Annotated in this window: 27 protein-coding genes; 12 read left to right on the top strand and 15 right to left on the bottom strand. The window is 64.1% G+C overall.

The window, feature by feature from the left end; all coding sequences use genetic code 11:
* Positions 1–13: 13 nt before the first annotated feature.
* Both hisH and hisB read right to left on the bottom strand, forming a co-directional pair.
* Positions 14–661, bottom strand: coding sequence for an imidazole glycerol phosphate synthase subunit HisH (gene hisH, locus ECTPHS_RS01495; RefSeq protein WP_008930904.1), 648 nt, complete (start codon positions 659–661; stop codon positions 14–16).
* A 40-nt stretch (positions 662–701) separates the two neighbouring features.
* Positions 702–1,295, bottom strand: coding sequence for an imidazoleglycerol-phosphate dehydratase HisB (gene hisB, locus ECTPHS_RS01490; protein WP_008930903.1), 594 nt, complete (start codon positions 1,293–1,295; stop codon positions 702–704).
* A 175-nt stretch (positions 1,296–1,470) separates the two neighbouring features.
* On the opposite strand from hisB, the gene fnr reads away from it, so the two are divergent.
* Positions 1,471–2,253, top strand: coding sequence for a fumarate/nitrate reduction transcriptional regulator Fnr (gene fnr / locus ECTPHS_RS01485; RefSeq protein WP_008930902.1), 783 nt, complete (start codon positions 1,471–1,473; stop codon positions 2,251–2,253).
* 25 nt (positions 2,254–2,278) lie between these two features.
* Here fnr and dtd read toward each other — a convergent pair whose 3' ends face one another.
* Entirely contained in the window at positions 2,279–2,719 is a 441-nt protein-coding gene (gene dtd, locus ECTPHS_RS01480; protein ID WP_008930901.1) for a D-aminoacyl-tRNA deacylase, read from the bottom strand.
* Positions 2,716–3,672 carry a prolyl aminopeptidase gene (pip, locus tag ECTPHS_RS01475; RefSeq protein ID WP_008930900.1) on the bottom strand — a complete coding sequence of 319 codons (957 nt, stop codon included), beginning with the start codon at positions 3,670–3,672 and terminating at the stop codon, positions 2,716–2,718. The genes dtd and pip overlap by 4 nt, the downstream gene beginning before the upstream one ends.
* A gap of 351 nt (positions 3,673–4,023) precedes the next feature.
* On the opposite strand from pip, the gene ECTPHS_RS01470 reads away from it, so the two are divergent.
* Positions 4,024–4,821 (top strand): ATP-binding protein, encoded by a 798-nt coding sequence (locus ECTPHS_RS01470; protein WP_040404773.1) that lies wholly within the window; start codon positions 4,024–4,026, stop codon positions 4,819–4,821.
* Positions 4,809–5,684 carry a lysophospholipid acyltransferase family protein gene (locus ECTPHS_RS01465; RefSeq protein ID WP_008930898.1) on the top strand — a complete coding sequence of 292 codons (876 nt, stop codon included), beginning with the start codon at positions 4,809–4,811 and terminating at the stop codon, positions 5,682–5,684. The genes ECTPHS_RS01470 and ECTPHS_RS01465 overlap by 13 nt, the downstream gene beginning before the upstream one ends.
* Here the strand turns inward: ECTPHS_RS01465 and ECTPHS_RS01460 are convergent.
* Positions 5,681–5,953 carry a PilZ domain-containing protein gene (locus ECTPHS_RS01460; RefSeq protein ID WP_008930897.1) on the bottom strand — a complete coding sequence of 91 codons (273 nt, stop codon included), beginning with the start codon at positions 5,951–5,953 and terminating at the stop codon, positions 5,681–5,683. The two genes, ECTPHS_RS01465 and ECTPHS_RS01460, sit on opposite strands and share 4 nt — an antisense overlap.
* Before the next feature lie 268 nt (positions 5,954–6,221).
* On the opposite strand from ECTPHS_RS01460, the gene ECTPHS_RS01455 reads away from it, so the two are divergent.
* On the top strand, positions 6,222–6,539 hold the full coding sequence (locus tag ECTPHS_RS01455) for a c-type cytochrome (RefSeq protein WP_040404704.1): 318 nt from the start codon (positions 6,222–6,224) through the stop codon (positions 6,537–6,539).
* Positions 6,540–6,555: 16 nt separating this feature from the next.
* Entirely contained in the window at positions 6,556–7,848 is a 1,293-nt protein-coding gene (locus ECTPHS_RS01450; RefSeq protein WP_008930895.1) for an NAD(P)/FAD-dependent oxidoreductase, read from the top strand.
* A gap of 47 nt (positions 7,849–7,895) precedes the next feature.
* On the opposite strand, the gene ECTPHS_RS01445 is transcribed toward ECTPHS_RS01450, so the two are convergent.
* Genes ECTPHS_RS01445 through ECTPHS_RS01430 form a run of 4 tightly spaced genes read right to left on the bottom strand, consistent with a single transcriptional unit; the run spans position 7,896 to position 12,751 of the window.
* Positions 7,896–8,162 carry a YdcH family protein gene (locus ECTPHS_RS01445; RefSeq protein WP_008930894.1) on the bottom strand — a complete coding sequence of 89 codons (267 nt, stop codon included), beginning with the start codon at positions 8,160–8,162 and terminating at the stop codon, positions 7,896–7,898.
* 2 nt (positions 8,163–8,164) lie between these two features.
* Positions 8,165–11,041: an EAL domain-containing protein gene (locus ECTPHS_RS13835; protein WP_008930893.1), complete on the bottom strand. Its 2,877-nt coding sequence runs from the start codon at positions 11,039–11,041 to the stop codon at positions 8,165–8,167.
* A gap of 37 nt (positions 11,042–11,078) precedes the next feature.
* Positions 11,079–12,302 carry a hypothetical protein gene (locus ECTPHS_RS01435; RefSeq protein WP_246828289.1) on the bottom strand — a complete coding sequence of 408 codons (1,224 nt, stop codon included), beginning with the start codon at positions 12,300–12,302 and terminating at the stop codon, positions 11,079–11,081.
* On the bottom strand, positions 12,299–12,751 hold the full coding sequence (locus ECTPHS_RS01430) for a hypothetical protein (RefSeq protein WP_141565220.1): 453 nt from the start codon (positions 12,749–12,751) through the stop codon (positions 12,299–12,301). Before ECTPHS_RS01430 ends, ECTPHS_RS01435 begins: the two co-directional genes overlap by 4 nt.
* A gap of 221 nt (positions 12,752–12,972) precedes the next feature.
* Between ECTPHS_RS01430 and ECTPHS_RS01425 the strand changes: the two genes are divergently transcribed.
* A complete protein-coding gene (locus ECTPHS_RS01425; RefSeq protein WP_008930890.1) occupies positions 12,973–13,497 on the top strand; it encodes a transcriptional repressor in 525 nt (174 codons plus the stop codon).
* Between the two features lie 88 nt (positions 13,498–13,585).
* Here the strand turns inward: ECTPHS_RS01425 and ECTPHS_RS01420 are convergent, their stop codons facing one another.
* Positions 13,586–14,326, bottom strand: coding sequence for a ferredoxin--NADP reductase (locus ECTPHS_RS01420; protein ID WP_040404702.1), 741 nt, complete (start codon positions 14,324–14,326; stop codon positions 13,586–13,588).
* 350 nt (positions 14,327–14,676) lie between these two features.
* Between ECTPHS_RS01420 and ECTPHS_RS01415 the strand changes: the two genes are divergently transcribed.
* From ECTPHS_RS01415 to ECTPHS_RS01405, 3 genes are all read left to right on the top strand, one after another.
* A complete protein-coding gene (locus tag ECTPHS_RS01415; protein ID WP_008930888.1) occupies positions 14,677–15,495 on the top strand; it encodes a TatD family hydrolase in 819 nt (272 codons plus the stop codon).
* Positions 15,492–16,241, top strand: a complete 750-nt coding sequence (locus ECTPHS_RS01410; protein WP_008930887.1) for a ThiF family adenylyltransferase — start codon at positions 15,492–15,494, stop codon at positions 16,239–16,241. The genes ECTPHS_RS01415 and ECTPHS_RS01410 overlap by 4 nt, the downstream gene beginning before the upstream one ends.
* A 101-nt stretch (positions 16,242–16,342) precedes the next feature.
* Complete coding sequence (locus ECTPHS_RS01405; protein WP_008930886.1) at positions 16,343–18,076, top strand: EAL domain-containing protein; 1,734 nt, start codon at positions 16,343–16,345, stop codon at positions 18,074–18,076.
* A gap of 11 nt (positions 18,077–18,087) precedes the next feature.
* On the opposite strand, the gene ECTPHS_RS01400 is transcribed toward ECTPHS_RS01405, so the two are convergent.
* From ECTPHS_RS01400 to glyQ, 5 genes are read right to left on the bottom strand one after another with little or no spacing between them, the layout of a single operon-like run.
* Positions 18,088–18,771 carry a beta-lactamase hydrolase domain-containing protein gene (locus ECTPHS_RS01400; RefSeq protein ID WP_008930885.1) on the bottom strand — a complete coding sequence of 228 codons (684 nt, stop codon included), beginning with the start codon at positions 18,769–18,771 and terminating at the stop codon, positions 18,088–18,090.
* Positions 18,764–19,531 carry a 1-acyl-sn-glycerol-3-phosphate acyltransferase gene (locus ECTPHS_RS01395; RefSeq protein ID WP_008930884.1) on the bottom strand — a complete coding sequence of 256 codons (768 nt, stop codon included), beginning with the start codon at positions 19,529–19,531 and terminating at the stop codon, positions 18,764–18,766. The genes ECTPHS_RS01400 and ECTPHS_RS01395 overlap by 8 nt, the downstream gene beginning before the upstream one ends.
* Positions 19,524–20,078, bottom strand: coding sequence for a D-glycero-beta-D-manno-heptose 1,7-bisphosphate 7-phosphatase (gene gmhB, locus ECTPHS_RS01390; protein WP_008930883.1), 555 nt, complete (start codon positions 20,076–20,078; stop codon positions 19,524–19,526). Before gmhB ends, ECTPHS_RS01395 begins: the two co-directional genes overlap by 8 nt.
* Positions 20,075–22,147: a glycine--tRNA ligase subunit beta gene (glyS, locus tag ECTPHS_RS01385; RefSeq protein ID WP_008930882.1), complete on the bottom strand. Its 2,073-nt coding sequence runs from the start codon at positions 22,145–22,147 to the stop codon at positions 20,075–20,077. Before glyS ends, gmhB begins: the two co-directional genes overlap by 4 nt.
* Before the next feature lie 20 nt (positions 22,148–22,167).
* Positions 22,168–23,088 (bottom strand): glycine--tRNA ligase subunit alpha, encoded by a 921-nt coding sequence (gene glyQ / locus ECTPHS_RS01380; protein WP_008930881.1) that lies wholly within the window; start codon positions 23,086–23,088, stop codon positions 22,168–22,170.
* A 212-nt stretch (positions 23,089–23,300) separates the two neighbouring features.
* On the opposite strand from glyQ, the gene ECTPHS_RS01375 reads away from it, so the two are divergent.
* The 3 genes from ECTPHS_RS01375 to ECTPHS_RS01365 all read left to right on the top strand — a co-directional run bounded on the left by ECTPHS_RS01375 (position 23,301) and on the right by ECTPHS_RS01365 (position 26,764).
* Positions 23,301–24,452 (top strand): cation diffusion facilitator family transporter, encoded by a 1,152-nt coding sequence (locus tag ECTPHS_RS01375; protein ID WP_008930880.1) that lies wholly within the window; start codon positions 23,301–23,303, stop codon positions 24,450–24,452.
* Between the two features lie 257 nt (positions 24,453–24,709).
* A complete protein-coding gene (gene glnA / locus ECTPHS_RS01370; protein WP_008930879.1) occupies positions 24,710–26,119 on the top strand; it encodes a glutamate--ammonia ligase in 1,410 nt (469 codons plus the stop codon).
* 102 nt (positions 26,120–26,221) lie between these two features.
* Positions 26,222–26,764, top strand: a complete 543-nt coding sequence (locus ECTPHS_RS01365) for a DUF4124 domain-containing protein (protein WP_008930878.1) — start codon at positions 26,222–26,224, stop codon at positions 26,762–26,764.
* Positions 26,765–26,902: the final 138 nt, after the last annotated feature.

Here is a 26,902-nt window from a genome sequence, read left to right as displayed (position 1 = left end):
TGATTGACTGATTTCAGACGCCGCCGGTCCAGTGCATGAAATTGCGCAGCAGGGTCAGACCCGCGGCGGCGCTCTTTTCCGGATGACACTGGATGGCGAAGATATGGTCCTTGGCGATGGCCGAGGTGAACGGCATCCCGTAGTCCGTGGTACCCGCCACCACCTGGAGGGCGGCCGGCTCGACATAGTAGCTGTGCACAAAATAGAAACGACTGTCCTGCTCGATGCCGGCCCACAGCGGATGGGCATGGACCTGGCGGACCTGATTCCAGCCCATGTGGGGGATCTTCAGGCGCTCGCCCCGGGCATCGGTCAGATCGACGCCAAACCAGCGCACCCGCCCCGGGACGATCCCCAGGCACCGGGTCCCCCCGTTTTCCTCACTGTGATCCATGAGCACCTGCATGCCCATGCAGATGCCCAGGAACGGCCGGGTCAGCGCCGTCTCGCGCAATACCCCCGACAATCCCCGCTGATCAAGAGCCTGCATGCAGTCACGGGCCGCCCCCTGGCCGGGGAAGACCACCCTGTCCGCTTCCAGGATGTCAGCGGGGCGATCCGTAAGCAGCACCCGGGTGCCGACCGGGGCCGCGTGCTCCAGGGCCTTGACCACGGAGCGCAGGTTGCCCATGCCGTAATCCACCACCGCAACAGTATTCATAAAGGGTTCTTCGAAAGTCGGGCCGGGAAGACGGATACGTTCAGAGCACGCCCTTGGTGGAGGGCATCACCCCCTGCATGCGGGGGTCCGGCTCCAGCGCCATGCGCAGGGCGCGGCCGAAGGCCTTGAACAGGGTTTCGGCGATATGATGGGCGTTCCTGCCCCGCAGACAGTCCAGGTGCAGGGTGACGCGGGCGTGGTTGACGAAGCCCTGGAAGAATTCCTCGAACAGCTCCACCTCGAACCGGCCGATGCGATCCCTGGGATAGGTCACGTGATACTGCAGGCCCGGCCGACCGGAAAAGTCGACAACCACCCGGGACAGGGCTTCATCCAGGGGCACATAGGCATGGCCGTAACGGCGTATCCCCTGCTTGTCTCCCACCGCCTGGGCCATGGCCTGACCCAGGGCGATACCGATGTCTTCCACCGTATGATGGTCATCGATGTGGCGATCACCGTCCGCCTGAATGGACAGGTCGATACAGCCGTGGCGGGCCACCTGATCCAGCATGTGATCCAGGAAGGGGACGCCGGTGGCGAATTCGCCGCGGCCCTGGCCGTCCAGGTCGAGGGCCACCTGTATCCGGGTTTCCAGGGTATCGCGCGTGATCTGAGCTGTGCGGGAAGTCATGGGCGCTGAAGCACTAATGAAGGTTCAATGGGGCATCCTACCACAGCCTTGCGCCCACGGTGAGCCCCGCCGGCTTGTCTCCCGGCCCGGCTTTGGGTAAGGTGCCGAATCAGTGCGTACCGAACCTCGGCAATGAGCTGGCGGCCTGAAAGGCTGCAGGAGTGGTTGAACCCGCATGTCCGCCCCAAAGATCCTTGATCTAGGCAGTCTCAAGCAAGCCTGCAAGAGCTGCAGTCTCCACGATCTGTGCCTGCCCCTGGGGGTCGGCGATGAAGAGCTGCAGTTGCTCGAACGGATCATCAACCGAAAACGACCCCTGCAGCGCAAGGATCACCTCTATCGCCCCGGCGACCGTATGACATCCATTTACGCCGTTCGTTCCGGCACGGTGAAGACCTACACCCTCACCGACGACGGCCAGGAACAGATCACGGGCTTTCACCTGCCCGGCGAACTGCTGGGCCTGGACGCCATCAGCGACGGCGTCCATCCCTGCGCCGCCCGCGCCCTCGAAACCACCAGCATCTGCGAAATCCCCTTCGACCGTCTCGAGGAGCTTTCGGTTCACATCCCGGGGCTGCAACACCAGCTTTTTCGCATCATGAGCCGGGAAATCCAGACCGACGAACACTTCATGATGCTGCTGGGCAAGAAGGCCTCCGACGCCCGGCTCGCCGCCTTCCTCCTGAGCCTCTCCAACCGCCTGGGTATACGTGGGTTCTCGCGCACGGAATTCAACCTCACCATGTCGCGAAATGACATCGCCAATTACCTGGGCCTGGCGGTGGAGACGGTGAGCCGGCTCTTCACCCGCTTCCAGGCCGCCGGGTTGATCCAGGTACGACGCAAGCTGATCACCATCTACGACCTGGACGGACTCTATACCGTGGCGGGCACCCATCCGGTGGAAGACCTGCGCAACCACCACAACGGTAATGGCAAGTCGCCCCCGGCATGAGGGACGGCCAACGGCTCAAGGTGATCTAGCGGGCCTCGATCCAGAAGGTCACTGGACCGTCGTTGGTGAGGGATACGGCCATGTCGGCGCCGAACCGGCCGGTGGCCACCCGCGGCCACACTACCCGCGCCCGGGCCACCAACTGATCGAACAGAACCTCCCCGGCCCGCGGATCCGCTGCCGGGGTAAAACTGGCCCGCATGCCCTTGCGGGTATCCGCCGCCAGGGTGAACTGGGGCACCAGCAACAACCCGCCTCCGGTCTCCCGCAGACTCAGGTTCATGCGCCCCTGCTCGTCCTCGAACAGGCGATAACCCAGCATCCGCTCCAGCAGACGCTCCACCTGGGCAGGGCCGTCCTCCCGCACCACCCCCACCAGGGCCAGGATGCCGGGACCGATCTCGCCGACGGTCCCGCCACTCACCACCACCCGGGCCTGACTCACCCGCTGCAGCAAGGCGATCATGCCAGGCGATCCGCCAGCGCCTGGGTTGCCCCCACCAACGCCTGGGCAATCCCCGGCTCACTGGCGGAATGCCCGGCATCCGGGACGATGGTGAGTTCTGCCCCAGGCCAGGCACGGTGCAATGCCCACGCCTGGTCCACCGGGCACACCACGTCATAACGTCCATGGATGATGTACCCCGGAATCTCCGCCAGACGATGGGCGTCGCGCAACAGCTGCCCCGGTGCCAGGAAGGCTTGATGCCGGAAATAGTGGCACTCGATGCGGGCCAGACTCAGGGCGGTAAAGGGGTTCTGGAAATGCCCCACCACGGCGGGATTGGTGATCAGGGTCGCCGTGCGCCCTTCCCACTCCGACCAGGCCTTGGCGGCCGCCATGCGGGCCACCTCGTCCGCACCAGTCAGACGCTGGTAATAGGCGGCCACCATATCACTGCGCTCCGCTTCGGGAATCGGCGTCAGATAGTCGGCCCAGTGGTCGGGGAACAGGCGTCCGGCGCCCTCCTGGTAGAACCATCGGATATCCTCGTCACGGCACAGGAAGATGCCCCGTAACACCATGCCCAGCACCCGCTCGGGATGGGTCTGCGCATAGGCCAGGGCCAGGGTGGAACCCCAGGAACCGCCGAACAGGACCCAGCGATTGATCCCGAGAGACTCGCGAATGCGCTCCATGTCCGCCACCAGATCCCAGGTGGTGTTGCTTTCCAGACAGGCATGCGGCGTGGAACGTCCGCACCCCCGCTGATCAAACAACACGATGCGATAACGGTTGGGGTCGAAGAAACGCCGATGCCAGGACTCGCACCCAGAACCGGGGCCGCCGTGAAGGAACACCACTGGCAGCCCCTCCGGGTTACCGCACTCTTCCAGGTAAAGACGATGGGGAGGATCCACATCCAGAGGTCGGGTGCGATAGGGGCGAATGTCGGGGAACAGGGAATCAACGGACATGGGCACAAACCTTCTCCGGGTTCAGAGGGAGGCTCAAAGCACGCGTGTAAGAAAATCCCTACAGCTTTTCGCGCCAAAACCTCGTTTTTCAGAGGGTAAGGGTAGTGTTCCCCGCCCCCATCCATGTGAAATCATATACCCATGGTGCACGAAGCGCCTCCCAGGGATCCTGGGTTGATGGGGTAAGGGATGTCTCCGGACCAGGCGTGGAATGAATCCACCAGGCAGGCAGGGAACGCCGCTTCAATCACCGGACCCGGGATGGTCTCGCTCCCACCAGGGATGGTGGGAGTTTTTTTTCCCATGGAAAGACTTGCCATGAATTCCGCCCAGTGGGTATCTTCGGCGGCCATGTCCAGCCCGATTCTACCCCCCCGCTCCCTGATCCGTGATACCGGTCGCGCCATCGGCGATTTTCGCATGATCCGGGACGGTGACCGCATTCTCCTTGGCCTGTCCGGCGGCAAGGACTCCCTGACCCTGCTGCACCTGTTGTTGTATTTCCGGCAACGGGCACCGGTTCGTTTCGAGGTCGGTGCCGTCACCATCGATCCCCAGACGGGTCTGACCGACAAACGCGGCCTGATCCCCTACCTCCAGGCACTGGGCGTACCCTATACCTACGTGAGCGAGCCTATCCTGGCGCGGGCCGAAAAGCACCTGGACAACCACTCCTACTGTTCCTTCTGCTCCCGCATGCGGCGGGGCCTGATTTACCGCACAGCACGGGAACAGGGCTACAACGTCATCGCCCTGGGACAGCACCTGGATGATCTGGCGGAGAGCTTTCTCATGAGCGCCTTCCACGGCGGCCGACTCAAGACCATGAAGGCCCATTACCGGATCGAGGCCGGAGACCTGCGCGTGATCAGACCGCTGGTTTACGCCCGGGAGCGGCGGATCCGCGATTTTGCACACAAGGCGGGACTGCCCATCATGGAGGAAAACTGCCCCACCCGATTCGGCAAACCCACTCAGCGGCCCCACATGAAGGCCCTGCTGGCCCGGGAGGAGCAGGACAACCCGGGGCTGTTCAAGAGCCTGATCCGTACCCTGACGCCGCTCATGTCGGTGGGACTGGAGGATATCCCCGACACCGCCGGGGCTCTTGCGAACGCCCCCCGGGCGGAATCGCCATGGAATTCCTGATCCGTCTCCTGTTTGCCCTGCTGGCCCCCATGCCCTTGCGGATGAACCATGCCCTGGGTGCCCTGCTGGGCTGGCTGGCCTGGATACTGAGGACCGAGCTGCGCCGCATCTCCCTGATCAACGTGGCCGCCTGCTTCCCGGAACAGAATGCCGACTGGCATCACCGCATCGCCCGTCGGAGCCTCATGGAAACCGGCAAGGCGCTGACGGAGGCCCCCTGGCTCTGGCATGCGGGCAGCGCGCGGGTACAGGCCCTACTGAGGGGGGTGGAGGGCGAGGAACACCTGAATCAGGCACTGGCACAGGGCCGGGGCGCCTTCCTGGTCTCGCCTCACCTGGGGAGCTGGGAGTTCGCGGGGCTGCACGCGGCCGGCTTCGGCACCATGACCAGCCTGTTTCGCCCCCCCCGGCTGGCCGCACTGGACCGCCCCTTGAGGGAGGCCAGGGCGGCCACCGGCGCCCGCCTGGTACCGACGACGATGGCCGGTATCAAGGAAATCCAGCGGGCGGTCGCCCGTGGCGAGTTCATCGGCATACTGCCGGACCAGACACCCAAAGGCGCCCGCGGCATCTTTGCCCCCTTCTTCGGGCGTCCGGCACTCACCATGACCTTGCTCAGCCGGCTGGCCGGACCGCGACGCGTGCCGATCGTGTTTGCGTTTGCGCAGCGCTTGCCGGCGGGGAAGGGGTACCGCTATCGCTGCATTCCGGTGCCGGAAGCCGTGTACGCAACGGACCCGCAGGTCGCAGCCCGCGCCATCAACGAGGCCGTGGAAACATTGATCAGGCTGTGTCCCGAGCAATACGTCTGGAGCTACAAGCGCTTCGCCGCCCGTCCGCCCGGAGTGGAGCGGATCTATTAGGGAAGGAACTCCACCGCCACGCCTTCCGGCAGACGCCTGACCACCCGGGCGTTGACCAATGGCGGCGCCTCGCCGTCCCCGAGTTGCCCGCAGACCCTCACCTTCACCTCAGCCCCTTCTGCAGGAACCGACCCCTCCGGGATCAGCAGCATCACACCGCCACCACTCAGATCGATGGTCTGCACGCGCCGGGGTAGCTCACCGTCACAGTGAAGCTCCACCGTGATTTCCATGGGTACCCGCGGATGTCTGCGCTGATCGTGACTCATGGTCGACTGTCTCTTGCGGCTACGGTCTGTGGAAAACTCATGCCCATAGGTTCTTATATCCGCATTATTGTGTATTAGCGATATTTACCAAAGCAAATATATATTGCCCTTGAAGCCGTCTGCCGCCGGGACCATGAACCCGCATTACTTGACGCAAATCAATTTGCAAATACCATAAAAGATTAACTATATGCCTCTAGGTTATCATCAAGGAACGAAAGCGGAAACAAGGAAACCGCCACGTTACATAAGGGGGACACCAAATTCCATGAAACATACCGTTTTGCGCCACACAGGCCGCACTCTCGCGATCTTCCTGGTCGGCATGGGACTGACCCAGGCGGCAACCGCCGAAATCTCCCGCGGTGCCCTCATGGCCACCACATGCTATGCCTGCCACGGCACCGACGGACACAGCGCCGGCAGCATCCCCAGCATCTACGGGTATCCCCCGGAGATCATGATCTCGCAGATGAAGGCATTCCGGGACGGGACCCGGCCCGCCACCGTCATGGATCGCCATGCCACCGGTTACACGGATGAGGAAATCAAGCTCATCGCCGAATATCTCAGCACCCGGCGCTAGGAGAGGCACAGCGACCATGAGACAGATATCACGCAGAAATTTCCTCCGCGCCCTGGGCGCCGGCGGTGCCGCCACCGCACTGGCAGCCTGCGGCACCCTCCCGGACGGCCGCAAGGGCAAGGACCAGGTTGTGGTGATCGGCGGTGGTTCGGGAGGCGCCACGACAGCCAAGTATCTGAAGCGATTCGAGCCCAGCCTCAGGGTCGTGCTCATCGAGCCGAATGCACGCTATCACACCTGTTACGGTTCCAACTGGTATCTGGGCGGTCTGACCCGCATGGAAAACCTTGAGCAGACCTACGGAGCGCTTCGTGACAGGCACGGCGTCGAGATCGTCCATGACACCGTCACCGCCATCGACCGTGACACCCACACCGTCCATCTGGCCGGCGGCGAGCGACTCAGCTATCGGAAACTGGTGCTCTCACCGGGTATCGACTTCCGCTTCGACGCCGTGGAAGGCTACAGCCGGGACGTGGCGGAGGAGATCCCCCATGCCTGGAAGGCCGGCCCCCAGACCGTGACCCTGCGTCGCCAGTTGGAAGCCATGCCGGACGGGGGCGTCTTCGTGATGGTGGCACCGGGCAACCCATTCCGCTGCCCGCCCGGACCCTATGAACGGGCAGGCATGGTGGCCCACTACTTCAAGCAGCATAAGCCTCGCTCCAAGATCATCATCCTGGACAACAAGGAGGCCTTCTCCAAGCAAGGCCTGTTCATGAATGGCTGGAAACAGCTTTACGGCGACATGATCGAATGGGTGCCCAGTTCCCAGGGTGGGCAGGTGGAGCGGATGGACCCGACCACCCGAACCGTTTACTCGGACGGCGGCCTCACCCGCTTCCGGGCGGATGTGCTGAACTTCATTCCTCCCCAGATGGCGGGCAGTATCGCCCGGGAAGCAGGGCTGGCAGGCCCCACCGGCTGGTGCCCGGTCAATCAGCTCACTTTCCAGTCGGAGATGGATCCTGACATTTTCGTGATCGGGGACGCCTGCATTGCCGGAGAGATGCCCAAGTCGGGCCATTCCGCCAATACCCAGGGCAAGGTGGCCGCCGCCGCCATTGTCCGCGCCATGGCCAACCAGGACATGCTCGCCCTGTCGACGGTGAATACCTGCTACAGCCTGGTAGGACCGGAGTACGGCATCAGCATTGCGGCCGTCTACCGGTTCACCGACGGCACCATCACCGGCGTCCCCGGCTCCGGCGGCGTCAGCCCCGCCGACGCGGGACCCAACTTCCGGCGCCAGGAAGCACGCTATGCCCAGGGTTGGTATGACAGCATCACCGCGGATATCTGGGGATGAGGCCCTGAGGACACCGGTCGTCGGTGGAACCACCGACGACCGGGATTTCAGGCATTCAGATCGGGGATGAGGCGGCTCTCCAGCCTGGCAATCACATCCCTGAGCTGAAGCTTGCGTTTTTTGAGGCGGGTCAGCCGGATCTGATCCACGAACGGACCCTCCGCCAGACGGTGAATCGCATCATCCAGGGCACGATGCTCCTCCTTGAGTTCAGCCAGCCGGCTGCGCAGCGGTTCCAGGTCTTCTGTGTTCAAACCGTTCTCTCCGGCAACGTCCACCCGGGCATCATCCCAAAACCGACACCGGGATGCCATGCTCAAGCATCTCTTCGACCGATGACGGCGGCGAAACAGTCTTTGGGATCCGCGACCCAGGCCTCGACCCGCTCCGCCTCCACCGCCGGAGAAAACAGGAATCCCTGACCGACGGTACACCCCAAATCCAGCAGGCTGCTCACCTGCTCCGGCGTTTCCACGCCCTCGGCCACCAGGGACTTGTTCAACTCCCGGGCAATCGATGTCACCGCTCTGACAATACCTACATGTCGAGGATCGCTGGTCAGGCGGTGCACGAAGGAGCGATCGATCTTGACCACGTCGAAAGGCAGATCCCGCAGCTGACTCAGGGAAGAATAGCCTGTGCCGAAATCGTCCATGCACAGATCAATCCCGGCGTCCTTCAGAGCCCCCATGACCTCAAGCGCCTGAGACCCGTTGTCCAGCACGGCACTTTCCGTGAGTTCCACCTTCAGGCAGCGCCCTGAAACACCATGGTGCTTCAGGGACCGCTCAATGACGGATACCAGTTCCGGATCACGGAACTGCTTGCCGGAGACATTGATATTGATGGGCAGGTCCGCCCCGGAGACAGGAAGCCCCATCCGTTGCCAGCGGGCCACCTGCTCCACCGCCTGCTCCACAACCCACCGCCCCATGGGGATGATGAGGCCGGTCTGCTCGGCAAGAGGGATGAAATCCGCCGGCGATACCGGCCTTTCCCCCAGCCTGGGCCAGCGCAGCAAGGCTTCGAAACCCAGTAGACGCCCGTCCTTCATGGAGACCAGCGGCTGGTAGTGCAGCACAAACTCGTGCCGGTCCAGGGCACGGCGCATGGCTGTCTCCAGATTGAGCCGGTGGACCGCGCTGGCCCTCATGCCACCACTGAAGAACATGCTGTTTCCGGGATTATGGATCTTGGCCTGGTACATGGCCGTGTCCGCATTGCGCAGCACATCATCCGCGCTCCGGTCCTCGGGACTTCCCAGGGCGATGCCGACACTGAAACTGACGAAGATGTCCTGATCACCCACACGAACGGGTGACTGCGTGACGGCCTGCAGACGGGCAACCACCTGGTGCACTTCATTTTCGGAGGCGATATCTTCCAGCAGCAGCACGAACTCGTCACCACCAAAGCGGGCCACCGAATCGCCGGGGCGCAGGCATTGCTGCAGGCGCCGTCCGAACTGGATGAGCATCTGGTCACCGAAAATGTGCCCCAGGCTGTCATTGACCGTCTTGAAGTTGTCCAGATCCAGGAACACGACGGCATAACCGCTGCCGGAACGCCGGTAGCGAGAGATGGCGCGCTGCAGACGATCCACGAACAGGGTGCGATTGGGCAGCTGGGTCAGGTGATCATGCAATGCGTCATGGCGCAACTGCTCCTCAATGCGACGACGCTCGGTCACATCGCTCATGGAACCGGCGATGCGATGGGCCTTGCCGAAATCGTTGCGCACGCCAAGCCCCCTGAAATACATCCAGAGGTAACCCTCGGTGGCATGACGCATGCGGCACTCCACCTCCAGACAGGGACTGCGGCCAGCCAGGTGCGAGTCCAGTTCCTGCTGCAATCGGGGCCGATCATCCGGGTGCAGACGCCCAAGCCATTCGTCGGGATGGCTCGTCAATTCACCCGCCTCATACCCCAGCATGGTCTGCCAGCGAGGTGAATAGAAGATTTTCCCGGTCTCCAGATCCCAGTCCCAGATCCCGTCATTGGTACCGGCCGCGGCCAGGGCGTAACGCTCCCGCTCGATGGAAAGCTCCTGTACCTTCAGGTCCAGGGAGTCCCGCTGCCGGCGAACGTCGGCCTCCAGCCGCTCCAGCCGATCCGCCAGCTTGAGCGTGGTTCGCTCCAGCAGGCTGAGTTCGTCCGGCAGGAACGGTTGCAGCGGGCTTGCCAGTTCGCTGCGGACCGCATCAAAACGCCGTTCCGCCAGCAGCGGCAGCAGGCTCGCCACCCGATGCAAACGAACCAGCGGCATGCGCGTCGTGGCCACGATCACCATCGCAAAGAGGATCAGGCCGATCACCCCCATGAGCACGTTCTGGCGCTGAGCGATAGTGATCTGACGCCTGGCCTCGGTCACGTCGGCGATCACCACGGCGAGGATCTGATGGGTCGATGCATCGTCCAGCAACAGAAAAGGGGACAGCTCCAACTCCCGGCGACCCTCCAGTGAATGCATCGTCACCTGCCCGGGCGACAACCCCTCCAGGACACCGGCGTGGAGCAGGGATTCCAGGCGCTCCCGGCTGGTAATCCCCATCATCCGGGGTTGCCTTGCCCCGGATCCCGCCGCTGCCGCGGGATCCAGACTGAACATGGCCACATCCAGGGCGGACAGCTCGTTGAAGGAGACCACCAGATGAGACATGGGACGCGCCAGCACCACGGCCCCGACCGTCCGGCCATTGGCCAGCACCGGCGCCACGGCGTAGCTCAGACAGAGCGTGGTGCAGTCGGTAAACGTGCTGGGTGCTTCCGCCAGAAGTGCCTGATCCACCGCGGGCCACAGACGTGACGGCCATTCATGCGGCGCCTCCAGAATCTGCACTTCCACCAGGAATCGGCCATGAACATCAAGGAAGCCGGCCATGACCAGATCCGTATCCACCTGCAGACTGGCCCACTGGGGCGCGAACAACCGCCCCAGCTCTCCGGCATCTCCTTGCTTGAGCGCCTGACGGAGTCCGGACAGGGACGGGACGAGATGCGCCAGATTGAGCAGATCGTTCCGGGATTGCTGCAACAGCCCCGTCAACTGCAGGCGGGAACGCTGCTGTTCCATGGCCCGAAGTTCCTCGTACTGGCCTTGCAGACTCTGGTGATTGAGCACGGCAAAGCCGGTGAACAGCCCCGCAAGCAGCACCCCCATCACCAGCAGCAGTTTCCATTTCAGACTCAAGACCTCGCCATCCTTTTATCGGTCAGGGAACTCATGCTCAGAAGGTGAAAGATGCCTGCAAGGCAAACAGATTCCAGCGCGCCCGTCCGCCGGCCTCATCGAATACCGGATTATCGGCCAGGGGAGTCAGCGCCGTACCGTCCACATGGTGCCACTCGGCCCGCAGCAGCCATTGCGGCGTGATCCGCCAACCCGTGCCCAGGGTCCACTGATGCTGATAGAAACGATGGGGCGCCTGCGGGGCCAGGGAGCCCGGCCCCAGCGACTCCAGGGATTGACGCCGCCCCGCGCGGTCCGTGCGGTCGTTCCAGTGGGTGTCGTAGCGCAAAAATGCCTCCCAGCCGTTGCCCAGACGATAGGTTCCCTGGATGTAGTAGCCCTGCTCATGGCGGGTGGCATCGCTGGCGCCTTCTCTAAATCCGCTGCTACGGATACGACGATGGACCGCCTCGGCCATGAGACTGAAGTCTTTCCGGTTCCATTCCGCACTCAGCACCAGGGCGTCTACCGGCGCAAACCCTCGCTGCAAAAAGTCCTGCTCGGCCGGACGGTACTCGGTGCGCACCCGCGAATAGGTGGCCGCCAGCCTGAGCTGGCCGCCATCCTGTTCATAGAGTGCCCGAAGATTCTGTCCCGATGTGAGCCGCAGATCGCCCGGTGCCGATACGGTGCGAAGAAAGGCCGCCTGGGTTTCATCCTGTAACGTGGTCGGCACGGCAATATCGAGATCCAGCTGCAGGGTGGATCTGGGCAGGAACCACTCTCCGTAAGCGGACAGACCATCCACACCGATATAGAAGTCGCGGATGCCCAGGCCCTCGACGTAGATGGACTGGGGCAACAGGATACCCGGACGGGTGGTGGCCACGTCCCGGGTCTCGTTGTGGAAGCCGATGGGAATCTTGACCCTGCCGAGCCGGACGCCGCCGTAGCCCTCCAGCGAGGAATAAAGACGATAATCCACAAAGGCGTAGTCGATCCGGGGATCGCCATCATACAGTTCCCCGGCCCGGCGGCTGACCACCTGGGCCGCCAGGGACACGGCGGCGATGGGCGAATAAAAGACGTTCACCCCCAGCTCCGTCAGATCGAAGCTCCCCTGGGTACTGTTGCCGTAGTAGTCGTTATGGGTGGACTGCAGGTAGCCCTGACTGACAAAGCCATGGACATGAAGCGGCCGATCCGCGGCCAGTAGCGGTGACGCACACACCAACATGAACACTGCCATGGACCAGGACGCAGCCTTCCAGGGGCACATCATGGTTGACTCCCTTCGATGTTCAGGATCCGGATGCCCTCGTCGATGACCGGGGGACTCAGGTAGCCGATGCCGCCCACCGTATTGGCCACCCGATGCCGCATTTCCGCTTCGGAATTCACCACCACCGGACCCCGACTGGTACCGGAAAAGATACTCCGGTTCCATGCAGACTCAAGCTGGTAGGGAAAGACGCCCAGGACATCCTTGCTGAAGGCCGCATGGACCGGACCCCTGGGATCCAGGACAAACACCGTGAGCTTGTGTCCGTCCAGCGACTGTACTCGCAGACTGAAGATGGCGCGCACCGTGGCCAGAGGCAGGGCGTTCTGCGTGATGGAGTCATTGGCCACGACAACCTGGGGACCGGCAACGGCGGTGGGAAACAGAACCACGCCGACCCACAGCAGGCAGGTCAGGGCAACCAGTCGCCGGCTCACAACCCACCGCACCCGGCTCCCGCGATGAATGCCATCCCTCATGTCCCCGGCCACCCCGCAACACCCTCTTCCCTCACTCCATCACCTATAGCACATGCCTCAAGCGCTTTTGCCAATCACAATAGCCCGGCATCAGAGTCGAGTCCATACCGGGGATCCGGCGTATTGCCCCTGATATCCCATGATCTGTGATGTATCCTGGCGATACCGTCGCAGGCACACACCCGTTGGACATGACCATGCCAGACATCGCCGATCCGGGCCACAACCATGCGGCCTGCATCACCCAGGCCCTTGAATCCGCCGAACGCCTATGCGCGGCGCGCGGGGTCAGACTGACACCCCTGCGACGCCGGGTACTGGAACAGATCTGGCAGAACCACGAGGCGATCAAGGCTTACGACCTGATTCATCAATTAAGTTCGGATGACCATACGGTGAAACCACCCACCGTGTACCGGGCCCTGGACTTCCTACTGGCCCAGGGCCTGATTCACCGCATCGAAAGCCTCAACGGCTATGTGGGCTGCGCAAGGCCCGAGCATGAACATCGCTGCCTGCTGCTGATCTGCCGGCGCTGCGGCGTGGTCACGGAGACGGAAAACCCGGTCATCAACCGGGTGCTGGAAGACCAGGCACGCGGTCAGGGCTTCCAGTTGGAGCATCAGATCATGGAAGGGCGGGGACTATGCGCCCATTGCCGGGAACAGGGGCAGGCGCACGCCGGAGGGCAAGAAAACGCGGCGCTGAAAAGGTAAGCCCCGATGACTGGATTCCCGCTTGCGCGGGAGTGACGGGTGGTTTCGGGCATGACCCGGGATATTCCAAGGTCACCGCGCCCAACGTCTACCAGTAGTTTTCCGTGGTGATGTGACCGGGTTCACGACGCCGGTTCCTGGTCATGCCCCGTCCCTTGAGGACCTCGCTGGTATCCCGAACCATGTCCGGGTTGCCGCAGATCATCACTTGAGCGGCATCCGGGGTCAGCGGCAGCCCCGTATGCCGCTCCAGCAGGCCCGACTCGATGGCGGCGGGGATGCGCCCAGGCAAGGCCCCCGGACTTTCCTCGCGACTGACGAAGGGCACGAACTGGAACCGTGCTCCATGATCACGAAACGCGTCGATGGTGTCCTGATAGGTCAGTTCCTCCCGGGTCCTGACCGCGTGTACCAGCACGATGCGCTGAAAACGCCGCCAGGGCGCCTCGGTCTTGAGGATGGACAGGTGGGGACCCAGCGCGGTCCCGGTGGCGAACATCCACAGCACCTCACCGTCGGGCACCTCTTCCAGGGTGTAAAAGCCGTTCGCCTTGGCCATCACGTCCACGGTGTCTCCGGGAGACAGGGTGACCAGGTGATGGGTGAGGGGACCCTCCGGAACGGTGATGAAGTAAAAATCCAGCGGGCGCTCGTCCGGAGCATTCACGTAGGAATAGGGGCGCGCCACCCGCTCGCCGTCCACCATCACCGAGAGCCGGTTGAACTGACCAGCCCTGAAGGGATCCACGGGGGCCTCCACGCGCAGGGAATAAAGTCGCTGCGTCCAGCGCTTGAGTTCCACCACCTCACCACTGAGCCATCCTGCCATGGTTCCACCCTTAAATTATCCGGAGAATAGTCGCGGGATGATCCGGCCGCCGACGACATGCCCATCCGGGCGTATTGATCGACGGCAACCGAACAACCCTCCAGAGGTTTTCTGGACAAGTCACCCCCGCGCAAGCGGGAATCCAGTCACAGGCTGGAAACCCTGGACTCCCGCCTTCGCGGGAGTGACGACAAAGAAGCCTTCGTGGAATCACGACAAGGAACCTTCGCAGGGTCACGCAAGGTGCTTTTCCAGAACCTTTCCAGCACCATAAGGTGACGCCGTGGACAGGATTTTTCAACACCATCGGAAATGCGCCTTTACCCGGCCCGCACGCACGGAGTGAAATCATGCTCATCGACAGCCACTGCCATTTCGACGTCCCGGCCTTTGACGCGGATCGGGAAGACTGCCGGCGCCGCGCCCGGGAGGCGGGCGTGGAGGCCATGATCATCCCGGCCATCACGCGGGCCGGCTGGACACGACTCAGGGAAGTGGCGACCTCCCTGCCCGGACTTCACCCCGCCTACGGCTTGCACCCGGTCTATCTGCAAGCCCACCGACCGTCCGACATCCAGATCCTGGATGACTGGCTGCGGCGCGAACCGGCCGTGGCGGTCGGGGAGTGCGGCCTGGATTTCTTCGTCCAGGGACTGGATGAAAAAGCCCAGCAGGCCTGTTTCAGGGCGCAACTGGATCTGGCGCTGACCCATGACCTGCCCGTCATCATCCACGCCCGGCGGGCGGTGGATCAGGTCACCCAGGCCCTTCGGCAACGTCCGGGACTCAGGGGTGTCGTACACAGCTTTTCCGGCAGCCGGCAACAGGCGGAAAAACTGCTGGAACTGGATTTTTTTCTCGGCCTCGGCGGCCCCCTCACCTACCCCCGGGCACAGCGCCTGCGCGCATTGGCGGCCTGGCTGCCGGCCCGTGCCTTGCTGGTGGAAAGCGACGCCCCCGACCAGCCGGGGCTGGCCCACCGGGGACAACGCAACGAGCCTGCCTGGCTGCCGGAAGTGGTCCGCACCCTGGCCGAACTGAGGGATGAATCCCCGCGTGAGATCGCGCGGATCACCCGGGGCAACGCCATCCGGCTATTCCGCCTGGACAGACCAAACGGCATCCCCGATGATCCGCACCTGAATCATCAGCCCCGGACAATACCTTGAGCCACCCCAACCCCCTCCACGAACGCACCGAGTTGCTGATCGGCCCGGCCGGGCTGGACCGACTGGCTCGGTGCCACGTCTTCATTGCCGGCCTGGGCGGCGTGGGCGGCAGTGCCGCCGAGGCCATCGCCCGCGCCGGTATCGGACGCCTCACCCTGCTGGATCACGACCGGGTCGGTCCCTCCAACATGAATCGCCAGCTGGTGGCCCTGCATTCCACCCTGAACCGATCCAAGGCAGAGGTGATGGCGGACCGGATCCGGGATATCAATCCCGCCCTCAAGGTCACGGTGCTGAGTGATTTCCTGACGCCGGACAATGTGGATGCACTGTTGCCGACGGACGTGGACTACGTACTGGACTGCATCGACTCCATCGCCTGCAAGGCCGCCCTGGTGCATCGCTGCCAGCAACGGGAAATACCCGTCATCTCCAGCATGGGGGCGGGTGGACGCCTGGATCCGACGGCGGTACGCATCGGACCGCTGGCCGGGACCGACAAGTGTCCCCTGGCCCGGGAAATGCGCAAACGACTTCGCCGCCTGGGAGCGCACCTGGATTATCCCGTGGTGCATTCCAGCGAAACCGCCATCAAGGGTACCGAACATCGCCCCATCGAAGGGCCTGTCAGCGGTCGCGCCCGGGCAGTCAACGGCACCATCTCCTACATGCCCGGGCTGTTCGGGCTGATGCTGGCCGGGCAGGTGATCCGCACCCTTGCCGCCCACCGATCACAAAGGACGTGACGCCTGGTGCGGGTTTTTGCAGTATATTCGGCGGTAGCGGACCCTCGCCCCACCGACCACAATACACGTGAGGCCGGCCGCCACTTTTCAAGGCAAGGGACATGATGCAAGAAGCACCGCCTCCTCCAGCGGCAAAACGCCCCGATCCGACACACCTGGCACAACGACTGAACCAGCTGCTGGACAACGCCCCCTCGCCGCTGTTTGCCGTGGACGAACGGGGACAAATCACTTACGTGAATCAGGCAGCCCTGGGTCTGCTGGGCTTTACCCGTCCCGCCCTGCTGGGCCAGTCCGCCCATGCCCAACTGATGAAGGCCGCCCAGGACGGCACGCCCATCTCCTGGGAAGAATCGCCAATCCGGCAGGTGCTGCGTGGCGGACAGCCCCTCGAACGACTGGAAACCGTGCTGTGGCGCAAGGATCGCCATCCCCAGCCGGTCCATCTATCCATCACTCCGCTACGACAGGGCGCAGGCATCGGCGGGGCAGTGATCGGATTCAGCGATGCCACCGAATTCCGCTCCCTGGTCACCCAGCTGAACTACCAGGCCAGCCATGACCCCCTCACCGGTCTGCTCAACCGCCGTGAACTGATGTTCCGGCTGGAGCGGGCGATCCACGATGCCAGAAAACATGGTCACCAGCATGCCCTGATCTATCTGGATCTGGATCAGTTCCGGATCATCAATGACACCAGCGGCCATGAGGCCGGCGATGACCTTCTGCGCCGGATCGGCAATCTGCTCGGTGAGCACATGCGCCTGGGTGATTCACTGGCCCGACTGGGTGGAGACGAATTCGCCCTGCTGCTGCAGGCGCTCCCCATTGAACAGGCGATGGCCCGTGCGGAAAGCCTGCGTGAAGCCCTGCAGGGTTTCTCGTTTCAATGGGAAAACCGCACCTTCAGCCTGAGCGCCAGCCTCGGCGTGGTACCCGTCACATCCGGCAGCACCAGCGGTATCGCTCTCATGGCGGCGGCGGATATCGCCTGCAATGCCGCCAAGGACAAGGGACGCAACCGGGTCAGTATTTTCAGGCAGAACGATACCGGACTGCTCAGACTTCAGGGAGACATGCAATGGGTCAACCGGATCCAGTCCGCCATCAAGGACTCCAGACTGATCCTGTTTGCCCAGCCCATCCAGGCACTATCAACACAGAAGGACCATGGCACCCACTTCGAGGTACTGATGCGCCTGCGGGAAGACCAGGACAGACTGATCAGCCCCGGAAACTTCCTGCCGGCGGCGGAACGCTACAATCTGGCCACCGCCATTGACCGGTATGTCATCCGGCAGTGTCTGGCCTGGCTGGCGGATCAGCGCCCGTTGCTGGACCTGCTGGATGCCTGCGCCATCAACCTGTCGGGGCATTCGGTGGGAGACGCTGCCTTCCTGGATTTTGTGCTCGAGGCACTGGAGCACACCAATATCCCTCCCGAGAAGCTCTGTTTCGAGGTGACGGAAACCGTGGCCATCGCCAACCTGGATAACGCCAATGATCTGTTCCTGCGTCTGAGTCGACTGGGCTGCCGTTTTTCACTGGATGACTTCGGTAGCGGCATGTCCTCCTTCGGTTATCTGCGCACCCTGCCGGTGCAGTACCTGAAGATCGACGGCATCTTCGTGCGGGACGTGGTCCAGGATGCCACCGACCGGGCCCTGGTGAGTTCCATCAACGACATCGCCCACCTCATGGGCAAGCAGACCATCGCCGAATACGTGGAGTCTGAAGCCATCCTGAAGATCCTGCGGGACATCGGCGTAGACCATGTGCAAGGCCATTTCATCGGCGAACCGAGGCCGCTGGAATCGCTGGTACTGGGGCGCTGACCCCGGGCTCCCTACTCCCGGCGCAGGATCCGATCCACCAGCGTGTCCACGACCCGTCGGGGCCGGAAGGCCTTTTTCAGGGCCCTGCGGTCATAGCGGGTATCCACCCATTCCAGCAGGGACATGGAGGAGCCCGCCGTATCCAGCAGATAGGCCTCGAAGAAGTGATCCAGCAGACCGGTCTTGGCCCAGCGGTAATGGAAATAGGGCCACAGGCGCAGTTGTCGCGTCTGCGTCAGGGGCACCCCCTCCACCCAATGCAGATACAGGGTCCCCATCAGCCCGGCCCGGTCCGCCCCGGACTTGCAATGAAACCAGACCGGATAGGCGATGCGATGCAGTAGATCATGGGCCTCGTGAATCGCCTCCGGGCTGGGCAGATCCCGGGAGTAGAGTTTCAGAGAGTGCAACGCCACGCCCAGACGTGCACAAGCATCCGCCTCCAGGGCCAGCATGGGATTATCCGGTTCTTCCCCCCGCAGGTTCACCACGGTACGAATGCCGTGACGGGGAATGCGCCGGTACAGATGACGCGGCGAGGGCTGACCCGAGCGCCAGGCCCGGTCGGAAATCCGGTGAAAATTGGACAGGCCATATTCCCTCACCCAGCCGTCATCTCGCCACAAGGCATGCAGGTAGGCCCGGCGACGGCCGGATCGGGTGCTCAGATCCCAACCGGGTGGGGTTTCATTCATGGGAGTGATTCGCATCCGACCCGGACAGTCCGCACAGCACCGCAGTGCGGGATTCGATCCAGGTCTGGACATCCTTCATGATGGCCTCGGGCTTTCTGCCCTCGGTGGGGATGGGCGGTCCGATCTCCACCTGGATGGTCCCCGGATACTTGATGAAGCTGTTGCGGGGCCAGAACAGACCCGCATTGTGGGCCACCGGGATCACCGGACGACCGCTGCGTGCCGCCAGCACCGCCCCGCCCACCTTGTAACGGCCCTGATGGCCGGGCGGCGTCCGGGTTCCCTCGGGAAACAGGACCACCCACAACCCCCGGTCGAGCCGATCCAGCCCCTGGGCCACCAGCTGATCCATGGCCTTGCGACCGGCGGCCCGGTCCAGGGCGATGGGTTCCAGCATGCCCAGAGCCCAGCCGAAAAAGGGGATGCGCATCAGTTCCCGCTTGAGCACCCACGCCTGGGGCGGAATGAACTGCTGCAGGGCCAGGGTCTCCCAGGCCGACTGGTGCTTGCACATCAGTACCCTGGCCTCACCGCCCAGATGCTCGGTGCCGGTCACGGTATAGCGCAACCCGCAGGTCAGCGTCAGCCACCACAGGTTGAAGCGGGTCCACTGGGACAGCACCCGGAAACGGCCATGCCATTTCAGCGGCAGCAGCAGGGGGCTGAAGAGGGCAAACAGGACCGTGGACAGGGCCAAACCGGTCCAGAACAGGCCCGCGCGCAGGTAAAGCCATGGCGTGGCCGGAGGGTATTCAGTCATGGGCTTGATCCGTTTCAGTCAGCAGATGTTCCACCACCTCGGCCAGATCCGCAAAGACCAGCGTGCCCGCCGGTACCTGCCCTTCGGCGAGGGCCTTGAGACCGTTGCCGGTCCGCACCAGGATCGGGGTACAACCGGCGGCGGCGGCGGCCTGGAGATCGCGCGGAGAATCGCCCACGGCAGGAACCCCGGCCAGGGGCACGCTGAATGCCCGGCCGATCCGCTCGAACAGACCCGGCAGGGGCTTGCGGCAGTCGCAGCCCTCGTCCGGACCGTGGGGACAGTAAAAGATCCCGTCGATGCGCCCCCCCAGGGGCACCAGGGCCTCTTCCATGCGCCGATGGATGGCTCGCAGGGTGGGCAGATCGAACAGGCCTCGGGCCAGGCCCGACTGGTTGGTGGCCACCGCCACGCACCAGCCGGCCCGGTTCAGGCGGGCGATGGCCTCCAGGCTTCCGGGCAACGGCACCCATTCCGCCGGTGACTTGATGTAGTCGGGGGAGTCCCGGTTGATGACCCCGTCCCGGTCCAGGATGACGAGCCTCACGGCAGCCGGGACAGGTCCGCCACCCGCAGGAACAGCCCCGCCAGGCGATTGAGCAGCGCCAGCCGGTTATCCCGCAGGGCCGGATCCTCGGCCATCACCATCACCTGATCGAAGAAGGCGTCCACGGGGCCGCGCAGGGCCGCCAGCCGGGTCAGGCCATCGGTATACTCGCCCGCGTCCAGATGAGCGGCCACCACCTCCCGCAATCCTTCCAGGTGGCGATGCAGATCCTGCTCCGCCGACTCCGCCAGCAGGCGGGTTTCCACCCGGTCGGGCAGGCCGCCCTCCACCTTGCGCAGGATGTTGTGAATGCGCTTGTGAGCCGCCGCCAGGGCCTCGGCTTCCGGCAGTCCCAGGAAATGCTCCACTGCCCGCACCCGATGGTCGAAATCCAGAGGACGGGTGGGCCGCACCGCCAGCACCGCCTCGAACACCTCGGGGCGGATACCCCGGTCCAGGTAATAGGCCCGCAGACGCTCCATCACGTACTCCAGCACCTGGGGCACGGCAGGGACGGCCGGCACCCGGCCCTCGTAGCCTTCCGCGGTCTGTTGCAGCAGGGTTTCCAGATCCAGGGGCAGCTCCAGTTCCACCAGGATGCGCAGCACCCCCAGGGCGGCCCGGCGCAGACCGAAGGGGTCCTTGGCGCCGGTGGGCTTCTGGCCGATGGCGAAGATCCCCACCAGGGTATCCAGACGGTCCGCCAGGGCCAGCACCCGACCCACCGGGCCGGCCGGCAGGGCATCCCCCGCGTGGCGGGGCAGGTACTGTTGTTCCAGGGCCGCGGCCACCGCCTCCGGCTCGCCGTCATGGGCGGCGTAGTAGCGCCCCATGGTGCCCTGCAGCTCGGTGAACTCGAACACCATCTGGGTCTGCAGGTCGCACTTGCTCAGCAGGGCGGCCCGGCGGGCCTGATCGGGATCGGCCCCCATGTCCCGGGCCAGCAACCCCGCCAGACGTACCACCCGCAGGGTCTTGTCGTGCAGGCTGCCCAGCTTGTGCTGGAATACCACCGTCTTCAGGGCCTCCAGATGGCTCTCCAGGGGACGGCGGCGATCCTGGTTCCAGAAGAATTCCGCGTCGGAGAAGCGGGGCCGGATCACCCGTTCGTTGCCCTCCCGCACCCGCTCCGGCGCCCGGGAGTCCACGTTGCTGATGGTGATGAAGTGGGGCATCAGGCGCCCTTCCCCGTCCACCACCGGGAAGTATTTCTGGTTGTCCTGCATGGTGGAGATCAGCGCCTCCTGGGGCACTTCCAGGAAGCGGGCCTCGAAGTGGCCCACCACCGCCACCGGCCATTCCACCAGGGCGGTCACCTCGTCCAGCAGATCCGACTCGATCACCGCCCGACCGCCCAGCTCGGCGGCGGCGGCCTCCACCTGGCCGCGAATGGCGGCGCGACGGGCCTCGAAGTCCACCTTCACCCAGCCCTGGGTCTCCAGCAGCGGGGCATATTCGGACGGCGCGGACAGGGGCAGGGTCGCGGGGTGATGGAAGCGATGCCCCCGGGTCTCGCGACCCGCCGGGATGCCCAGGATGGGGGCCTGGATGACCTCGGAACCCAGCAACATCACCACCCAGTGCACCGGACGCACGAATTCCGCGTCACCATCGCCCCAGCGCATGCGCTTGGGAATGGGCAGGGCCGCCAAAGCGGCCTCGACGATGGCGGGCACCAGGGCGGCGGTGTCACGCCCCGGCTCCAGGTGACGGTGCACCAGCCAGGCGCCCTTGTCCGTTTCCAGACGCGCCAGGTCGGTCACCGCCACGCCGCAGGAGGCGGCAAACCCCTGGGCGGCGCGGGTGGGGTTACCCTGGGCATCGAAGGCGGCGGCCAGGGCCGGCCCCCGGCGCTCCATGGCCTGATCCGCCTGGCGCGGCGGCAGGCCCCTGACCCACACCGCCAGGCGGCGGGGCGCGGCATAGGCCACATGGTCAACGGGGTCAAGGCCGGCATCCGCCAGCCCCTTGATGACCCCGTCCGCAAAGGCATCCCGCAGTCCCTTGAGGGCCTTGGGCGGCAGCTCTTCGGTGCCGATCTCGATCAGAAGATCCTGTGTTTCGCTCATGATGTTGATCCAGTCCCAGGTCAGGTGCGTTCGGCCTTGGCCGCGTCGGGGAGCATGGGGAAACCCAGCTGTTCACGGGCGGCGTAGTAGGCCTCGGCGACGGCGCGGGCCAGTTCACGCACCCGCAGGATGTAGCGCTGCCGCTCGGTGACGGAGATGGCGCGCCGGGCATCCAGCAGGTTGAAGGTATGGGAAGCCTTGAGCATCTGCTCGTAGGCCGGCAAGGGCAGGCCCTGGGCGATGAGGTGCTTGCTCTGTTGCTCGCAAGTCTCGAACCAGCCGAACAGGGAAGCCACATCGGCATGTTCGAAATTGTAGGTGGACTGTTCCACCTCGTTCTGGTGGTAGACGTCACCGTAGGTGACCACACCCTGGGGACCCCGGGTCCAGACCAGGTCGTAGACACTCTCCACCCCCTGCAGGTACATGGCGATGCGCTCCAGACCGTAGGTGATCTCACCGCTCACCGGCCGGCAGTCCAGGCCGCCCACCTGCTGGAAATAGGTGAACTGGGTCACCTCCATGCCGTTGAGCCAGACCTCCCAGCCCAGGCCCCAGGCGCCCAGGGTGGGGGATTCCCAGTTGTCTTCCACAAAGCGGATGTCATGGATCAGGGGGTCGATGCCCAGGGCCTGCAGGGAACCCAGGTAGAGTTGCTGGATGTCCGGCGGCGAAGGCTTGAGCAGCACCTGAAACTGGTAATAGTGCTGCAGCCGGTTGGGGTTTTCCCCGTAGCGGCCGTCGGTGGGACGGCGGGAGGGCTGTACATAGGCGGTGCGCCAGGGTTCCGGGCCGATGGCCCGCAGGAAGGTGGCGGAATGGAAGGTACCCGCTCCCATTTCCATGTCGTAGGGCTGGAGCAGCACGCAACCGTGGCCCGCCCAGTAGTCCTGCAGGGCCAGGATGAGGCCCTGGAAGGTAGAGACGTCGTGAGAAGACATGAGGATCGACCCGAGTGATTCGTGGATGGCGCGACCCCGAGCATGGGTCGTGCAAAGCCTGACAGTATAACGGCGGCCGGTGGCGAGCGCCCAGTCCCGTGCGTGACCGGGAAACCTCCGACGGGTGGCGGGGCTGGGCGACCGTGTCACCAGGGTTTACAATCCCGCTTCCCCAAGCCGCGCCCACCCGGGCCAGGATCAACGAGGCCCTCATGTCAGCCGGGCTCCCCAGCGAACAGCGTTATCAGGCCATGCGTCGTGTCACCCTCGTCGGTGCCGTGACCAACCTGACCCTGGCGACGGCACAGATCATCGGCGGCTGGATCAGCCATTCCCAGGCCCTGATCGCCGACGGAGTGCATACCCTCTCCGACCTGGCCAGCGACTTCGTGGTGCTGTTTGCCGCCCGCAAGGCCAACGAAGCGGCCGACGCCAACCATCCCTACGGTCACGGCCGCATCGAAACCCTGGCCACCGTGGTCGTGGGTCTGGTACTCGCCGGCGTGGCCGTGGGCATCATGACCGATGCCGCACGACGCCTGCTGAACCCGGAAGAACTCCTGAGCCCCACCCCCCTGGCCCTGATCCTGGCGGCGGTCGCCATCATCAGCAAGGAAACCCTGTATCACTACACCATGCGGGTGGCCAAAAGGGTTCGCTCGCGCATGCTGGAAGCCAATGCCTGGCATCACCGCTCCGATGTGGTCTCGTCGGTGGTGGTGCTGGCGGGCGTGGGCGCCACCCTGGCCGGCCTGCCCTTCATGGACGCCGTGGCGGCCATCCTGGTGGCGCTGCTGATCGGCCACATGGGCGTCAAACTGATCTGGAACAGCGCCCGGGAACTCATCGACACCGGGGTGGAAACCCAGGAGCAGGAACGCATGCTGGAGGCGGTGCGCCGGCTGGACGGCATCCAGGGGGTTCACGACCTGCGCACCCGGCGTATGGCGGGCACCCTGCTGGCGGATGTCCATGTTCAGGTCGCGCCCCGCATCAGCGTCTCCGAAGGCCATCACATCGCCGATGCGGTCTGCGTGGCCATGCACGGGGTTCAGGACGAGCTGGGGGACATTCTGGTCCATATTGATCCGGAGGATGATCAACAGGGCGCCCCCAGCAGCCATCTGCCCAACCGCACCGAAATCCTCAAGCGTCTGCAGGCCCAGTGGCACGACGTGCCTGCAGCCCGGCATGCGGACCCGGTGGTGATCCATTATCTGCAAGGACAGGTACACCTGGAACTTCAGTTGCCCCTGCGGGCCTTCGACAGCCTGGCCGAGGCCGAAGCCGCCGCCCGGCAGTTGGTGGCATCAAGCCTGCGGGCGGCGGATGTGGGTCAGGTACAGGTGCTGTTCCGGTACTGACAGGCACCGCCGATGGGCGCCCACCCGTCATTAAAACGGATTTCGCGCCCCAAAACAGCGCAAAATACTCAAAAACGCACTAAGATTGTGCATGCAATCATCAAGCAGCCCCCGAAATCCGCCCCAAATGGCCTCCGCAACCCCATTCAACGCCATGGCACGCTTCATGCTTTCCATGGTTCGACCGAATTGAACACCCGCCCCGGCGGGGATCCGTTTCAACAGGCCTCTCTCATTCAAGCCCTGGAGGAGTACGCATGTCAGCAGCAGACGTTCTGAATATGATCAAGGAAAACGGCGCCAAGTTCGTCGATTTCCGCTTTGTGGACAGCCGCGGCAAGGAACAGCACGTGACCGTGCCCGCCCACACCGTCGACGAGGACGTGCTGGAAGGCGGCAAGATGTTCGACGGCTCCTCCATCGCCGGCTGGAAGGGCATCAACGAATCCGACATGATCCTCATGCCCGATGTGGACACCGCCGTCATGGACCCCTTCTTTGACGAGCCCACCCTGAACCTGCGCTGCGACGTGGTGGAACCGGCCACCATGCAGGGTTATGACCGCTGCCCCCGCTCCCTGGCCAAGCGCGCTGAGGTCTATCTGGCCAGCACCGGCATCGCCGACACCTGCCTGTGGGGTCCGGAAAACGAATTCTTCGTCTTTGACGACATCAAGTGGGGCAACTCCATCCAGGGCGCCTTCTTCAAGATCGACTCCGACGAGGCCTCCTGGAACTCCGAAAAAGTGTTCGAGGACGGCAACATCGGCCACCGTCCCTCCGTGAAGGGCGGCTACTTCCCGGTCCCCCCGGTGGACAGCCTGCAGGACCTGCGCTCCGCCATGTGCCTGGTGCTGGAGGAAATGGGCCTCAAGACCGAAGTACACCACCACGAAGTGGCCACCGCCGGCCAGTGCGAGATCGGCGTCGGCCCCGGCACCCTGACCCGCAAGGCGGACGAAGTCCTGGTCCTCAAGTACGTGGTGCAGAACGTAGCCCACAACTATGGCAAGACCGCCACCTTCATGCCCAAGCCCCTGGTGGGCGACAACGGCAGCGGCATGCACGTGCACCAGTCCCTGGCCAAGGACGGACAGAACCTGTTTGCCGGCGACAAGTACGGCGGCCTGTCCGAAATGGCACTGTATTACATCGGCGGCATCATCAAGCATGCCCGCGCCCTGAACGCCTTTACCAACGCCTCCACCAACAGCTACAAGCGCCTGGTGCCCGGCTTTGAAGCCCCGGTGATGCTGGCCTACTCTGCCCGCAACCGCTCCGCCTCCATCCGGATTCCGTGGGTCTCCAGCCCCAAGGCCCGACGTATCGAGGTGCGCTTCCCCGACTCCACCGCCAACCCCTACCTGGCCTTCTCCGCCATGCTGATGGCCGGCCTGGACGGTATCCAGAACAAGATCCACCCCGGCGAGGCGATGGACAAGAACCTGTACGACCTGCCCCCCGAAGAGGAAAAGCAGATCCCGCAGGTCTGCCACGCCCTGGATCAGGCCCTGGAAGCCCTGGACAAGGATCGCGCCTTCCTCACCGCCGGCGGCGTATTCACCGACGACATGATTGATGCCTACATTGATCTGAAGATGGAAGAAGTGACCCGCCTGCGCATGACCACCCACCCGGTGGAGTTCGATCTGTACTACAGTCTGTAAGCACAAGACGGGTTGAACACTGGAAGCACCGAACCCCCGGCTTGCCGGGGGTTCTTTTTTTCCGGACCCCGCCACGGAACAGAGGATACCAAGGACATCGCCATGCCCCTGCTGCTGATGCTGATGCTGCTGCTCACCGTGCCCGCCCAGGCCCAGATCTACCAATGGACCGACGAGCAGGGGCGCCCTGCCTTCGGTGACACGCCACCGGACGGAGTCGATGCACGGCCGATCCGGGTGGACCGGCCCGCCACCCTGCCCGGCCTGCCCGAGGCTCGGGACATCCTGCAACAGCCACCCCCTTCCGCAACGGAGGAACCAGGAGATGCCTATCAGCAACTGGCCATCAACCGCCCGGAACGGGACGGGGTGGTACGCACCAACCTGGGGCAGGTCGACGTCGCCCTGAACCTGAGTCCAGCCCTCAAAACGGATCTGGGGCACCGCTTCCGGATCCGCCTCAACGGCGATACCGCCGTGACCACCCAGGCCGCCCAAGCCATCCTGGACGAAGTCACGCCCGGAACTCACACGATCCAGGCGGAGGTCGTGGATGACGATGGCAACACCCTGATCCGCTCGGACACCACCACCTTCCACCTCCTGCGCACCACCGTGCAGCAGCAATCCCGACCGCGGCCCTGACCCGCCGCGTCACCGGCGCGGAACCGCCCCGCACCATCATGGTGCATGCTATGCTCCAGAGGCGCCGGAACAGGCCGCGCCACCGCTCCGGCGAGACCCCGAAAGCGTCGTCCCGTGACCACTTTGCGGGATGATTGC

The sequence above is a fragment of the Ectothiorhodospira sp. PHS-1 genome (assembly GCF_000225005.1).
Taxonomy (GTDB): Bacteria; Pseudomonadota; Gammaproteobacteria; order Ectothiorhodospirales; family Ectothiorhodospiraceae; genus Ectothiorhodospira.
This window is presented reverse-complemented; position numbering and strand designations above follow the sequence as displayed.

Bases quoted from the DNA above. Each gene is read 5' to 3' on its own strand.
- pip (WP_008930900.1), bottom strand. From the start codon at position 3,672: ATGTCCGTTGATTCCCTGTTCCCCGACATTCGCCCCTATCGCACCCGA.
- glyQ (WP_008930881.1), bottom strand. From the start codon at position 23,088: ATGTCTTCTCACGACGTCTCTACCTTCCAGGGCCTCATCCTGGCCCTG.
- ECTPHS_RS01375 (WP_008930880.1), top strand. From the start codon at position 23,301: ATGTCAGCCGGGCTCCCCAGCGAACAGCGTTATCAGGCCATGCGTCGT.
- ECTPHS_RS01420 (WP_040404702.1), bottom strand. From the start codon at position 14,326: ATGGCAGGATGGCTCAGTGGTGAGGTGGTGGAACTCAAGCGCTGGACG.
- ECTPHS_RS01425 (WP_008930890.1), top strand. From the start codon at position 12,973: ATGACCATGCCAGACATCGCCGATCCGGGCCACAACCATGCGGCCTGC.
- hisB (WP_008930903.1), bottom strand. From the start codon at position 1,295: ATGACTTCCCGCACAGCTCAGATCACGCGCGATACCCTGGAAACCCGG.
- ECTPHS_RS01460 (WP_008930897.1), bottom strand. From the start codon at position 5,953: ATGAGTCACGATCAGCGCAGACATCCGCGGGTACCCATGGAAATCACG.
- ECTPHS_RS01450 (WP_008930895.1), top strand. From the start codon at position 6,556: ATGAGACAGATATCACGCAGAAATTTCCTCCGCGCCCTGGGCGCCGGC.
- fnr (WP_008930902.1), top strand. From the start codon at position 1,471: ATGTCCGCCCCAAAGATCCTTGATCTAGGCAGTCTCAAGCAAGCCTGC.
- ECTPHS_RS01445 (WP_008930894.1), bottom strand. From the start codon at position 8,162: ATGGCATCCCGGTGTCGGTTTTGGGATGATGCCCGGGTGGACGTTGCC.
- ECTPHS_RS01465 (WP_008930898.1), top strand. From the start codon at position 4,809: ATGGAATTCCTGATCCGTCTCCTGTTTGCCCTGCTGGCCCCCATGCCC.
- ECTPHS_RS01365 (WP_008930878.1), top strand. From the start codon at position 26,222: ATGCCCCTGCTGCTGATGCTGATGCTGCTGCTCACCGTGCCCGCCCAG.
- ECTPHS_RS01415 (WP_008930888.1), top strand. From the start codon at position 14,677: ATGCTCATCGACAGCCACTGCCATTTCGACGTCCCGGCCTTTGACGCG.
- glnA (WP_008930879.1), top strand. From the start codon at position 24,710: ATGTCAGCAGCAGACGTTCTGAATATGATCAAGGAAAACGGCGCCAAG.
- glyS (WP_008930882.1), bottom strand. From the start codon at position 22,147: ATGAGCGAAACACAGGATCTTCTGATCGAGATCGGCACCGAAGAGCTG.
- ECTPHS_RS01455 (WP_040404704.1), top strand. From the start codon at position 6,222: ATGAAACATACCGTTTTGCGCCACACAGGCCGCACTCTCGCGATCTTC.
- ECTPHS_RS01405 (WP_008930886.1), top strand. From the start codon at position 16,343: ATGATGCAAGAAGCACCGCCTCCTCCAGCGGCAAAACGCCCCGATCCG.
- ECTPHS_RS01435 (WP_246828289.1), bottom strand. From the start codon at position 12,302: ATGATGTGCCCCTGGAAGGCTGCGTCCTGGTCCATGGCAGTGTTCATG.
- ECTPHS_RS01470 (WP_040404773.1), top strand. From the start codon at position 4,024: ATGTCCAGCCCGATTCTACCCCCCCGCTCCCTGATCCGTGATACCGGT.
- ECTPHS_RS01400 (WP_008930885.1), bottom strand. From the start codon at position 18,771: ATGAATGAAACCCCACCCGGTTGGGATCTGAGCACCCGATCCGGCCGT.
- hisH (WP_008930904.1), bottom strand. From the start codon at position 661: ATGAATACTGTTGCGGTGGTGGATTACGGCATGGGCAACCTGCGCTCC.
- dtd (WP_008930901.1), bottom strand. From the start codon at position 2,719: ATGATCGCCTTGCTGCAGCGGGTGAGTCAGGCCCGGGTGGTGGTGAGT.
- ECTPHS_RS01395 (WP_008930884.1), bottom strand. From the start codon at position 19,531: ATGACTGAATACCCTCCGGCCACGCCATGGCTTTACCTGCGCGCGGGC.